The organism is Mesobacillus sp. MER 48, from assembly GCF_023714225.1.
Classification (GTDB): Bacteria; Bacillota; Bacilli; order Bacillales; family Cytobacillaceae; genus Mesobacillus; species Mesobacillus oceanisediminis_A.
In genome coordinates this window covers 1-12,753 of sequence record NZ_JAMAUR010000004.1, presented here as the reverse complement: position 1 = coordinate 12,753, position 12,753 = coordinate 1, and the positions used below count along the sequence as shown (strand labels likewise).

The 12,753-nt window shown below is 44.3% G+C and carries 13 protein-coding genes; 4 read left to right on the top strand and 9 right to left on the bottom strand.

Going from position 1 to position 12,753, the window contains the following annotated elements:
• Positions 1-96: 96 nt before the first annotated feature.
• Entirely contained in the window at positions 97-315 is a 219-nt protein-coding gene (locus M3593_RS14895) for a hypothetical protein (protein WP_251544717.1), read from the bottom strand.
• A gap of 66 nt (positions 316-381) precedes the next feature.
• On the bottom strand, positions 382-2,103 hold the full coding sequence (locus M3593_RS14890) for an ABC transporter ATP-binding protein (protein WP_251544718.1): 1,722 nt from the start codon (positions 2,101-2,103) through the stop codon (positions 382-384).
• A 363-nt stretch (positions 2,104-2,466) separates the two neighbouring features.
• Between M3593_RS14890 and M3593_RS24275 the strand changes: the two genes are divergently transcribed.
• Positions 2,467-2,748 carry a hypothetical protein gene (locus M3593_RS24275; protein ID WP_353056099.1) on the top strand — a complete coding sequence of 94 codons (282 nt, stop codon included), beginning with the start codon at positions 2,467-2,469 and terminating at the stop codon, positions 2,746-2,748.
• A 42-nt stretch (positions 2,749-2,790) separates the two neighbouring features.
• Here M3593_RS24275 and proC read toward each other — a convergent pair whose 3' ends face one another.
• The gene (gene proC / locus M3593_RS14880; protein ID WP_251544719.1) at positions 2,791-3,639 is read right to left on the bottom strand and encodes a pyrroline-5-carboxylate reductase; all 849 of its coding nucleotides are present in this window, start codon (positions 3,637-3,639) and stop codon (positions 2,791-2,793) included.
• 433 nt (positions 3,640-4,072) lie between these two features.
• Here proC and M3593_RS14875 point away from each other — a divergent pair, with 433 nt between their 5' ends.
• A complete protein-coding gene (locus M3593_RS14875; protein WP_251544720.1) occupies positions 4,073-5,140 on the top strand; it encodes a GIY-YIG nuclease family protein in 1,068 nt (355 codons plus the stop codon).
• A 31-nt stretch (positions 5,141-5,171) separates the two neighbouring features.
• On the opposite strand, the gene M3593_RS14870 is transcribed toward M3593_RS14875, so the two are convergent.
• The 5 genes from M3593_RS14870 to M3593_RS14850 form a co-directional block, all read right to left on the bottom strand.
• Positions 5,172-6,581: a HAMP domain-containing sensor histidine kinase gene (locus M3593_RS14870; protein ID WP_251544721.1), complete on the bottom strand. Its 1,410-nt coding sequence runs from the start codon at positions 6,579-6,581 to the stop codon at positions 5,172-5,174.
• Complete coding sequence (locus M3593_RS14865; protein WP_251544722.1) at positions 6,565-7,251, bottom strand: response regulator transcription factor; 687 nt, start codon at positions 7,249-7,251, stop codon at positions 6,565-6,567. The genes M3593_RS14870 and M3593_RS14865 overlap by 17 nt, the downstream gene beginning before the upstream one ends.
• Positions 7,252-7,426: 175 nt before the next feature.
• Positions 7,427-8,500, bottom strand: a complete 1,074-nt coding sequence (locus tag M3593_RS14860; RefSeq protein WP_251544723.1) for a hypothetical protein — start codon at positions 8,498-8,500, stop codon at positions 7,427-7,429.
• Between the two features lie 243 nt (positions 8,501-8,743).
• Positions 8,744-9,394: a DUF4352 domain-containing protein gene (locus tag M3593_RS14855; RefSeq protein ID WP_251544728.1), complete on the bottom strand. Its 651-nt coding sequence runs from the start codon at positions 9,392-9,394 to the stop codon at positions 8,744-8,746.
• Between the two features lie 19 nt (positions 9,395-9,413).
• Positions 9,414-9,998, bottom strand: a complete 585-nt coding sequence (locus M3593_RS14850) for a vWA domain-containing protein (RefSeq protein WP_251544724.1) — start codon at positions 9,996-9,998, stop codon at positions 9,414-9,416.
• A gap of 96 nt (positions 9,999-10,094) precedes the next feature.
• Between M3593_RS14850 and M3593_RS14845 the strand changes: the two genes are divergently transcribed.
• A complete protein-coding gene (locus tag M3593_RS14845) occupies positions 10,095-10,592 on the top strand; it encodes a hypothetical protein (RefSeq protein ID WP_144475300.1) in 498 nt (165 codons plus the stop codon).
• Between the two features lie 63 nt (positions 10,593-10,655).
• Here the strand turns inward: M3593_RS14845 and M3593_RS14840 are convergent, their stop codons facing one another.
• Complete coding sequence (locus tag M3593_RS14840) at positions 10,656-10,838, bottom strand: DUF3896 family protein (protein ID WP_144475301.1); 183 nt, start codon at positions 10,836-10,838, stop codon at positions 10,656-10,658.
• A gap of 332 nt (positions 10,839-11,170) precedes the next feature.
• On the opposite strand from M3593_RS14840, the gene M3593_RS14835 reads away from it, so the two are divergent.
• Entirely contained in the window at positions 11,171-12,616 is a 1,446-nt protein-coding gene (locus M3593_RS14835; RefSeq protein ID WP_251544725.1) for a DEAD/DEAH box helicase, read from the top strand.
• Positions 12,617-12,753 lie beyond the last annotated feature (137 nt).

Sequence of the window (12,753 nt, the reverse complement as noted above, 5' to 3'; positions counted from 1 at the left end):
ACTCAAGGGATATTTAACCAATTTTATAAAAATTTTTAAATTAAGGGGATTTCTCTCCATAAAAAAACCCCCTCGCATTACACGAGAGGGCAGCTGCTATAATACATGCGTCTTATCCAGCGGGCTTTCCAGCTTTGATAGTTCCAGCTTCATTTTTTCTGTTTCCAGCAGGTAGTTTTCATGCTTGAGCCGTTCAAGTTCAATTTCGTCTTTAATCATGTTGTGTTTGATTTTGGCAACTCTTTGATAATGGCTTGTTAAGATTGCGACGAGCGGAATCGAAAACACCATTATAATCGTTATGGTTCCGGTCATGGAACGTCACTCCAAACTATCATGATTTTATTTTCATCATAGCAAAATAGGTAAAATAAACCAACCCTAAATAGAAGTTTCGAATTGGACCTTGTGAAGCTTGGCAAAAATGCCGCCTTGCTCGATCAGTTCATCATGAGTACCCTGTTCGGCGATTCCATCCTCGGTGACAACGACGATTCGATCGGCACTTCTGATCGTTGCCAGTCTGTGCGCAATGACCAGCGTTGTCCGGTTCTTTGATAGTTCTGCGAGTGCTTTTTGAATGATCCTTTCCGTCTCGGTATCAAGCGCTGATGTCGCTTCATCGAGAATCAGGATTGGCGGATTTTTCAAGAACATCCTAGCGATGGCAATTCTTTGCTTTTGCCCGCCTGACAATTTTAAGCCCCGTTCCCCAATTTGTGTTTCATAGCCATCTGGCAATGCAGCGATAAAGTCCTCAAGATGTGCCTGTTTTGCGGATCTGACAATATCCTCATGTGTGGCCCCCAATGAACCATATGCAATATTCTCTCGCAGCGTCCCGGTAAAAAGGAACACATCCTGCTGGACGATCCCGATTTGCGAGCGCAATGATTTTTTTGTCATGTCGCGAAGGTCGATGCCATCGATTGTGATGGTGCCACTGTTCACATCGTAAAAACGGGGGATCAACGAGCAAATCGTCGTCTTCCCTGCCCCCGACGGACCAACGAACGCAACTGTCTCGCCATGGTTGATTTCCAAATCAATTCCTTCCAAAACGGGTTTGTTCTGCTCATAGCTGAAGGTGACATTCCTGAATTCGATATCCCCTTTCAAATGCGGGACCACAATCGCGTCCTCACGATCGACGACGTCCGGATTCTGGTCCATCAGCTCGGTAAACCGCTTAAAGCCTGCCATTCCTTTCGGATACAATTCAAGAATCGCACTGATTTTATCAATTGGTTTAAACAGGACATTCACATACAGGACAAACCCGACAAGTTCTCCAAAGCTCAGGCTGCCTTGAAAACTCAGCCATGCACCATAAACCAGGACAACAAGGACAATCAGCCTTGTCAGCATATAAATACCGGACGAACTGAACGACATCACCTTATAGGCCGTCAACTTGGCACGGCGGAACTTTCGGTTGTTCTTTGTGAATCTCTCAATCTCATAATCTTCATTTGTAAAAGACTGAACCACCCGAATTCCTGAAACGCTATCTTCGACCCTGGCATTGACGTCGGCAATATCTGTGTACATGTTTTTCCAGGCAGCGTTCATTTTCAAATTTGAATACGTAATCAGCCAAATTAGGAATGGTACGATGATCATCGTGATCAGTGCCAGCTTCACATTGATCGTCAGCATGATCCAAAACGCGCCAACAAATGTCATCACGGCAATGAATAAATCCTCAGGGCCGTGGTGTGCGAGTTCCCCCAGATCAAACAGGTCATTGGTGATCCGGCTCATGATGTGCCCGGTTTTCGTATTATCGAAAAAGCGGAAGGACTGCTTTTGTACGTGCTGGAACAGCTGCTGCCTCATGTCCGTCTCAATATTAATGCCAAGCTTGTGGCCCCAATAATTGACGATGAACTGGAGCAAGGTGCTGATGATGTATAACAGCAGCAATCCGATGCTCACACTGACGATCATGTTCCAGTTGCCGCCTGGGAGCAAGGTATCAATGAACCATTGGACCGCGAGAGGGAATGCCAGCTCCAGCAGGGCAACGATGACGGCACTACTGAAATCAATAACGAAAAGCCTGCGATGCGGCCGGTAATAGGTAAAAAATCGTCGTATCATAACTTGTTCTCCTTTAATATCTTCAAGTGATTATATGTCAAGCAGTGCCACTTTTTCAATAATTATGAAAAATAAACCGAATGAATTTCTTATTTTTATACCTGATTAAAGTTTCTAATTTATGGCTAGTTTATAGAAGGATTAAATGGATTTGAGGTGAAGACATCTGAAGATTACGAAGAGGCATTTCGTTTTTAATCTTGTATTGATTATTGTTCCATGGTTGTCGTTACTGTTCATCGGCAAAAGAAGCTTCAAACGCTACTCTTTTGCAGGCATTTTTATCATTGTTTTTGAAATTTTTAACCATATGTATGGCCACAAGCGGACTGGTGGAAGTTTTACAATAAACGAAAGTCATTTATGCGGGATGAACTCCCTTTCAGCATTGGACCTTATATGCCGCTGTCGATGTGGCTTCTGAAGATTTCAGAGGGGAACTTCAAAAAATTCATCACACTCAATGCGATTGCCGACGGCGCATTTGCGTTCTTCTTGATTGATGTGCTAAAGAGGCTTAAAATCATCAGGCTGAACAAATTGAGCCATATACAGTTCTTTTTCTATTTGCATTACAAAGCATACTTACTGTATGGGTTCCAGTATCTTTTTGAAAAGTGGCGCGGTTATCGCGTGTATATGTAGAAAGAAAGCTCCCGGAGTAAACTTCCGGGAGCTTTCTCTATATTAAGATGGAACGAGGACGCCTTCGAGTTCTTTATTGATTTCTTTCGACCGGTTTGCCGCATGGCTGACTGCCTGGGAAATTGCCGTACCGCCGTTATATTTTCTCAAGGCGTTCAGTCCGGAGGCTGTCGTTCCATTCGGAGAGGTGACATTTTTCCTTAGGACCTCTGGTGTTTCATCCTTTTCGATGATCATTTTCGCTGCACCGAGGATGGTCTGGGCAATGATTTCACGGGCCATTTTTTCGTCCAGGCCGTTTTCTTTGCCGACTCGCTCCATGTGCTCCATCAAATAATAAAAATAAGCAGGGCCGCTGCCGGCCAATCCAGTGAAGATATCCATCTGTTCCTCTTCAATCAGGAACACCTTGCCCATGCTGCTTAACAGTTCTTTTGCATCCTCTATATTTTCGTTCGTTGTATGTCTGCCTGGAGACATCGCAGTGGCAGATTCCTGGATCATGCTTGATGTGTTCGGCATGACGCGGATCACCTGCTGGCCACGGTTTAGATTTTCTTCCATAAACCCAGTTGATATACCCGCCAGAACCGAAACAACCACCTGGCCAGGCACTACTTTGCCTTTCAAATCCGCAAGCGCATCCGCTGCTCCTTTTGGCTTCATCGCTAAAATAAATAGATCTATTTCTTCATATGGCAATTCAGCCTGAGGCATCGCAATGATTCCATATCTGGATTCCAGTCGTTCCAGTCTGGCTGCATTGCTTTTGTTCGTAACATAAACTTGTTCTGCACGCATTTTCCCTGACTTGACCACACCAGAAATCATCGCTTCCGCCATTGATCCTGCACCTAAAAACGCTACTTTTTTATGTTTTAACAACCGCATTCACCTCATCACTTTTATTTCCGTTCGCTTTTTATCAAGGCTTTTTTCTCAAACTTTGTTGCTTTTGGCTACAAAATTGGATTGAATGACCTATGTTTCTTCACAAGATTTATGCTAATTATGAGAAAAGAGCCTGCTCACTTCATTCCGAACTTCAAAATGGCTTCTTATCACGTTAAAATCGGCTTTAGGATTTTAACAACAATCTTTACGAAAACAGCCTTTATCAACGTTACTTATGGTAACATCCTGAGGATAAGTTTCAAGGGATACGAGGTGATTCGCGAGCATATGGCCGAGATAGTGAATGAAAGCGGGAACATTCTAAAGAATTACACCTTTATTTGCTTATAAAGAGTCTTAATCACCTATTATGCTAAAATATGAAGATATATAAGGATTCAAAAAATTAGAGATAATTGAGGGGGCGGACATGAATTTAAAAGAAAAGGTCAAAAACCTTCCTTTGACTCCTGGGGTTTACCTTATGAAAGATCAAAAGGGCACAGTGATTTATGTCGGGAAAGCGAAAAGCCTCAAGAAACGGGTCCAAACTTATTTTCAAAACTCTGCAGCCCATCCGCAAAAAATTAAAAAGATGGTTGCTAACATAAATGATTTTCATGTTCTGCATACTGATACGGAATTCGAGGCATTCTTGCTTGAGTGCAAGCTCATCAAAGAATTACAGCCTCTTTTTAACAAGAAAATGAAGAGCCACCTTCCTTACTCTTATATTGCAATTAAAATGGACGGGCCTTTCCGGAAAATTTCAATTACTTCTGAAAAATCCGATGGTGGCGGCACGATTTATTTTGGACCCTATACCAGCATGATTTATGTGAAAAAAGCAATTGAGAACTTGAAGGAGTATTTTAAAATAAATTGTCTTCAGCCACTCAAGGGTTCCCCTTGCCTGAACTATACCCTGGGGAAGTGTAATGGTCTGTGTTTAGGAGGAACAGAGGTTGAGCAATACAATAGGATCGTGGAAAGGTTCATTACTTTCCTTCAGGGATCTAATGAAGAGATCTTGGACGAATTAGAGCAGAAAATGAATCAGGCCTCCGAAGAATACCAATTTGAAGAAGCAGCAAAATACAGGAATTACATGAAATCACTCTCCATCCTTTTGTATAAAGAAAATATGATCCAATTCACTGGAGGAAATAAAAACATTGTTGTGGTTGAAAGGATCAATGACCGCACACTGAAGGTTTTCCTGATCAAAGGGCATAAAGTCATTTTTAGCAAGGAATACCATTCAGAGAAGTTCAGGCAGCTAGCAGTGGAGATCAGGGACAACATCTTTTATTTCTTCCAGCAGAGTAAGAAAAGGAAATCTGTCATCATCGGCAAGGAGGAACTTGATGAAGCTCAAATCATCTATAGTTATTTAAATGGGGGCAACGCCAGATTCATTACCATTCCAGAAGAATGGCTGGATGGCAGTGAATCTGAAAAACTGGATGTATCTATTAATCAATTACTAAACGCTTAAGTGGGCTGCAAAGATAGATGCAGCCCTTTTCTTATGTTTCTTTTGGCCACAGTAATGAAAAGGTCGTGCCGCTTGAATTGCTCTCCTTTAAAATCAAGTCTGCCCCGAGCGACCGGGCAAGCATTTTACTGAAAGGAAGCCCCAGTCCAAGTCCCCTGACCTTTAGTTTTTTCGTCTCACCACGGAAGAACCGTTCAAATACTAGCGTCTGCTCTTCCTCTGGTATGCCTGAACCCGTATCTTTTACATCTATTCTTTCCTCAGACAGGATGATGGAGATTGAGCCTGAATCGCCTATAGCCTGATGGGAGTTATTCAACAGGTTGATGAGGATTTGCTGCAGCCGGAGCGGATCAGTCATTCTGTATACCGATGATTCCGGTGTGATCACCCTGAGGTCAACTGGTTCAGTTTGTGTCAGCTGCCATTGTCGGCCAATGTCATCAACCAGCTTGTTCAGATCGCAATTTTCCGGCCGAATGGTAATGGCGCCGGCAGCCAGGGAATTGTAGTCGAGCAAATCGGAAATCATGCTCTGCAATCTTTGGATTTCTTTCAGCGTGATATCCAGGAATTCCTGGCGCTCCTCCCCTGTGACGATTCCATCCCGAACTGCCTGGACAAGGCCGCTGATCGAAGTAACAGGCGTTTTCAGATCATGCGTCACACCAGCCAGCAGCTCGGCACGCATTTGCTCCAGCTGTGTAAGACGATTGGTCATTTCTTTAAAGGAAGTTACAAGTTGATGTATCTCAAGTTCTTTTGGATTAGAATCCAGTTTGATGTCATAATCTCCTTCCCGTACCTGTGCCGCAGCCTGTGCGACATCCTGGATGGGCTTGAGGATTCTTTTTGTAAGAAGATAAATGACGACCCAGCCAAGCAAACCCAATCCAAGCAATAAAACGATCAACAAACGGTATTCCTGATTGACATCGGCCAATTCGTCCGCACTCTGCATCACAACTACCCAGCCGGTTTGAAGTTCATTCATTAAGATAGGAGATTTAACGGCATAGATTTGCTGACCATTTATACTCTGCTTGTTAATTGTATCTTCATTTTTAAACACGGAGGCAGGAACTTCTCCCGATGTGTGATGAGGACCTCCTCCGCCCTTCATCGGCCCCGAATTAAGGATATTGCCTTCCAAATCAGTAATGAAAAGCTGAGGCTGATTTTCCATTTGAAGGATTCTGGCTCTGTCCTGCAGCCTGCGGTCAAGGCGTCCATAATCATTATTTGCCGTGGATTGCCCGAATCGATCCGCTGTTTCGACCGCCAGATACTCCATTAAATTCAACCGGTTCTCCAGCGTGGTTTGCCTGATCCACCACATTGACCCGGCCCCTAGCAACAGCAGTCCGACAACAAGGGTAAAAAGATACCTGGTTGTCCAATATCTCAGAAGAGTTGTTGGTTTGTTATTTGTCGTAAACACTGAATTGATACCCCAATCCTCTTAATGTCCTGATTTCACCCTGTGCTGCAGGCCAAGCCGCCAATGATTGGCGTATGCGTTTGACGGACAGGTCCACCGCCCGGTCGCTCCCGTCATAATCCATTCCCCAGACACTTTCAATTAAATCTTCCCTCGTAAAGGTCCGGTTTGGCCTCTCAGCCAGGAATGTCAGCAGACTGAGGTCCTTTGGCGTCAGCACCACTTTTTCACCATTGACAGTGACAACATGTGAATCCATATTGATTTTCAGGCTGCCAAATTGTTTCTCATTTTCAGTATCGAGGACATTGGAGGAACGGCGCAACACCGCGTTGACTCTGGCAACCACTTCTTCGCCGACGAATGGCTTGGATATATAGTCGTCCGCGCCCTGATTCAAACCTTTTAGACGATAATCAATATCTCCGAGGGCTGTCAGCATGATGACCGGACAGGCACTGGTTTTACGGATTTCCTTTAAAATAGCCCAGCCGTCCATTCCCGGCAGCATGACATCCAGCAGCACAAGATCCGGCTTACGCTGGGCAAACAATGCCAGTCCTTCGCCGCCAGCATAGGCCTGTACCACCTCATAGCCTTCATGCTTCAAGTAAACCGCCAGCACTCTCGAAATCGTTTCTTCGTCTTCTACTATCAAGATCGTCTTCATTGCCGCTCCTCCTGTTATTCTTAAAAGCCACACTGCCTAAACGTCCCGGCAATCGCTGAAGCTGGAACTACTCGAACTGAATATCTATATTATCATCTTACAAGAAAATCCCCCGTTTTTACCGGGGGACTTTGACAATATTTTTTAAAAAGGGGCTTTTAAAGGCAGCAGGTTATTAAAAGCCCTGACCGGCACCTTTATTGTGCATGCCGCCACGGCCGCCTTTACCGCCGAACCCGCCGTTTTGTCCGATTTCGCCTTGGCCGCCGCCGAATCTGCCGTTTTGTCCCATTCCACCATGGCCGCCGCCGAATCCCTCGCCGTGTCCAAAGCCGCCGCCCATGCCTTTCATACCAAAGCGGCCCATTCCATCTTCAAACAGCTCATCAATCTTGTCAGCATCCTTGTCCCTAATCTCCTGGATCAGTTCCTGTGAATCCTTATCCGCAGTGGAAATACCCAGTTCCTTCGCAAGGTTCACGACTTTCTTTTCCTGTACTTCCTGGGCAATTTCCCCAATCGTCTTGCCATCGATAGTAATGTTCAGTTCCTTTGCATCTGCTTTTACTTTTGCAGTCTGGACTTCTTGCGTAATTTCGCGGATATCCTTGTCGTCTACTGTAATTCCATAATTTTTCGCCTGTTGATTGATATAGGCAGTATGGACTTCCTGCTGAAGCGTCTGCAGGTCTTTGCCTTCCGCAGAAACGCCCAGCTCTTTCGCTTTTTTATTCAAGTTCGCTGTACGGATATCTTCCATTAAAGTCTGAACATCCTTGTTGTCGGTAGACACCCCAAGTTCCTTTGCTTTATCCTTCATGTTTTCTAAGCGGATGGCATCGCGAAGCGCGTCTGCATCCTTCCCATCTGCAGAAATGCCCAGGTCCTTCGCTTTTGCCTTCAGATTGGCCAACTGTACTTCCTCGGCAAGTGCTGTTATATCCTTGCCGTCTGTCTTGATTCCCAGATCTTTGGCTTCATTTTTAATGGTTGCTTCCCGGATCTCACTCATCAATGTTTCGGCTGTTTTGCCTGAAGTGCTGATTCCAAGCTCTTTAGCCTTTTCAATCAATGTTTCGGAATTGCCTCCCATATATCCTTTATGGCCAAACCCTTTTCCAAACAAGCTTTTAACTGTGCTTGCGGCTGTGCTGGTGGAGCTATCATCATTCGCTAATGATGTGGTAGCATAGCCTCCCAGCAATAATGCACCCGCGATGGTGAATCCTATGACTGATTTCTTTTTCATTTCTGACATCCTCCTATAAACAATCTTTTTTTCAGATCCGGGATGGACATGGACCTTATACTTATAATTTACAGAGTGAATATGTCAGGAAAATGTCAGGAGAAAAAAAGAATTAAAAATTTCAGGCAAGTTGACAGTGATCTGGAATAGCGAGTTTCAGCCTGCCTGTTTTGCTATTTAGAGTTTCTTTCATGTCCGGAAGATATCAGAGACAAAAAAACCGGCACCCCCCGGGTTTTGACTTTACTTCAGCTGCACTTTCTCGTCTCCTACCTCGATGAACCATTTACCTGCAGCAAAGCTTTCCTTTGATACTTCAAATACTTTCGTGTCAGTGACAGTGATTCCAGGGTTCAGGTCGCTCGCAATCTTGGCGTTATCAACATTGGTTTCAATCGCGTAATTGGAAGATGCATCAATGTCAGCGTCATACTCTGTTCCTTCTTCATCGACAAGGCTGACAGCAGGGTAGTCGAACATTCCAACCGGTTTTTTTGAAGTGTTCTTGATTTTATATTGGATCGCTACGAAGGTGCCCCCTTCGGATACTGCCTTGTTGACGAACTCATTGCCTACCTGGTCTTTTTCTTCAAATTCAGTGACGGTGATTTCCACTTTGTCGGTCTGAACAGCTTCTCCCAACTTATATACTTTTTCTTCTTTTGCCGGGGCTGCCGCTGTTGTTGCTGAAGTACCGTCTGCCTTACCCACTTCCTCCTCCCCGCCACCAAGTGCTGAACCGACGATTCCAAACAAAATCAATATGCCTATGAAACTCAAAATTTTATGCCTTCCAAAAAAACTGCGCTGGTCTTTGCCGCAATGAGGGCATTTTTTCACACCTTTGGCGATTTCCTTTCCGCACGTCTTGCAGTTCCCCAATTTATTGTCCATCATGGTCTGCCTCCTGATTTTATTTCATTCTTTTTTCAATGATTGATTCTGAAACCATCTCATACATCATTTCGATGCCTTTTTCAGAGGCTTCGAAGTTAAAAGAGTTATCAAGGTTGATTCCGAGATTTTCAGCTTCATTGGCAACATCGATATTGGCGCCCATGAAGATGAACTCCCAGCTGTACTTTTCCTGCTGGTGCTGGATCAGTTCCTTCACTTTTCCATATGTGAACTCCCGGCTCGCATTCTCCATTCCATCCGTGGTGATGACGAAGATGATTTTGCCAGGCTTGCGGTCTTCCGAGGTCTTTGCCAGCCGGCAGCCGACATCCAGGATGGTTTTCCCGACGGCATCCAGCAGTGCAGTGGTACCGCGGACAAAATACTCGTCTTCTGTCAGCTTTGCATGCCTGGCATCGATTCCATTCCAAAGGACCTCATATTCATCATCAAAGAGTACGGTTGTCAGGACCGTTTCGCCTGCAAGCTCCGACTGTTTTTTCACAAAAGCATTGAAGCCGCCTACCGTGTCGCTCTCAAGCCCTGCCATCGAACCGCTGCGATCGAGCAAAAAAATGATTTCTGTTAAATTCTTGTTCATGTCTATCATCCTCCTAAGCTGAATCTGATATAATCATATCTAGATTCATCCATATATTGGTCGCCTGTTAAGCGACATTTTAAGGAGGCTGGCCACATGCTGGATCACAGGATAATGGAAGAACTGCAGCAGTATATTGAGCGCAATATGATTTATGTTGTATGTGAAAAGTCAATGGCCCCAATCGAGGATTACGTGCTCGAAAGCATTTCCCCGATGGAAATTGAAAGTTTCATCGAGCAAAAACGGAAGCCGACATTGCACAAGGTACTGTTTGGCTTGATTGATAAAAAAGGGGTCACCGACGCTGAGGTTTATAAAAAGGCGGGCATTGACAGAAGACTTTTTTCAAAAATCCGTTCGAACCGTGACTACAGACCGGGCAAGAATACAGTGATCGCCCTTGCGCTGGGACTGGAATTGGACAAAAAAGAAACCGACAAGCTGTTAAGCTCTGCCGGCTACTCTTTATCGGACAGCGAAACCTCCGACCTTGTCATTCAATTTTGCATTGAAAGAAATATTTATGACATCCACCAGGTCAATTACGCATTGGATTATTTCAGCCAGAAGCCTTTGGGCGGAGTCTTATAAGAAGAGTGTGTCATTATCGGCAAACACATAAAAAGAGCCTGGAGAATCTCCAGGCTCTGGCTGTTAATGAATGGCTGTGCCGCGCTCAAAATGATTCATGCAGGTCAATTCTATAATGTAATCATAGTTGGCAATCGCTCTCTGAAGTTCGTTTTTTTCTTCAATAGACAGGTCTGGATGCTGCATCTTATTCGCCAGCTGCATTTGCAATGCTTCTAATTGAGATTTGACTTCTTGATAGTTCATGTCCAACACCCTTCCTTGAAATGAAATCGCTTTCTTTCTTATCATTATTATATATCGATAACCCCTTTGGGTATCAATGGATTTATTGATAATTTGTGAAACTTTTATTAGGACTCAGCCTTTTACACGCAGCCTCAAATTTATTTTCTTCAGCATATTTCATCAGCAGCCTGAGAACGCTGTTTGTTCCCAGGCTTTCCTTTATTAAATAAAAGTCGATTAGTCAGGCGTTTGAAGTATAATGAATACTATTCAGTTTATGTATATGACGATTCGTTGCGAGAATCCTATATATAAATAAGTGGGATAATAAAATAAAAAGAGGTTTTTATATGAGTAGAAGAAGTTTTGACGATTACAACTTAAGCGACGAAATTAAACGCGCCCTGACAGTGTTGAAATATGAATCGCCAACAGAGGTCCAGGAAGAAGTCATTCCGTTAGCAATGGAAAAGCAAGATCTTGTTGTTAAATCCCAGACAGGAAGCGGAAAGACGGCTTCATTCGGAATTCCCATTTGCGATATGGTTGAGTGGGAGGAAAAAAATCCACAAGCGTTGATTCTCACTCCAACCAGGGAGCTGGCTGTTCAGGTTCGTGAAGATATCACGAATATCGGGCGGTTCAAAAGGATCAAGGCTATGGCCGTTTATGGCAAGGAGCCTTTCTCGAAACAGAAAGAGGAATTGAAGCAAAAAACTCATGTCGTCGTCGGAACCCCTGGCCGTGTGATCGACCATATTGAAAGAGAAACACTCGTTTTAGACAAAGTAAAATATCTGATCATCGATGAAGCAGATGAAATGCTGAACATGGGGTTCATTGAAGCTGTTGAATGGATCATCGAAGAACTTCCACAAGACAGGGTAACGATGGTTTTTTCTGCGACTTTACCTAAGGATGTTGAAAATCTCTGCCATAAGTATATGAAGGAACCAGTTAATATTGAAATTGCTTCTACCGGTGTGACAACGAGTACCATTAAACATTCATTGATTGATGTAAAGGAAGAAGATAAAATTTCGCTTCTGAAGGACATTTCCGTTGTTGAAAACCCTGACAGCTGCATCATTTTTTGCAGGACGAAGGAAAATGTCGATACCGTGTTTGCCGAGCTTGAGGATGCCAATTATTCCTGTGAAAGACTTCATGGCGGATTAGAGCAGGAAGATCGCTTCGCGGTAATGGATGGCTTCAAGATGGGAAATTTCCGTTATCTAGTGGCTACCGATGTTGCTTCGCGCGGCATTGACGTCGATAATGTTTCGCTTGTCATAAACTATGACGTTCCTATGGAAAAAGAGGGCTATGTGCACCGGACAGGCCGAACAGGGCGCGCGGGAAACAAAGGAAAAGCGATTACGCTTGCTACCCCTTATGAAGGAAAATTCATCAGGGCAATCGAACGATACATTGGCTTTGAGATTCCTGTCACAGAAGCTCCGAGCAAGCAGGACGTTGCAAGAAACCAGTCTGCTTTCAATGAAAAAATCAGCGGGCGCCGTGTCGTGAAAAACAACAAAACAGCCCGCATCAACCAGGATATCATGAAGCTTCATTTTAGCGGCGGCAAAAAGAAGAAGCTTCGTGCCGTCGACTTCGTCGGTACAATCGCGAAAATCCCTGGAGTAAAGGCAGACGATATCGGCATCATCACCATCCACGATACCATGTCCTATGTCGATATCCTGAATGGAAAAGGCTCACTTGTCATTCAGGCAATGGAGAATGCAACGATCAAAGGAAAGAAGCTCAGAGTCAGCAAGGCGACTAAATAGAGGGTAGAAGAAAGAGGGTGTCCCAAAAGTATAAACTTTTGGGCACCCTCTTTATTTTTGAGACTGCTTGGAAAATAGTCCGTTGATTTCCGTTCCAGGCGCTTCGCTTTCCGCGGGGCTGGCGCTGAGCCTCCTCA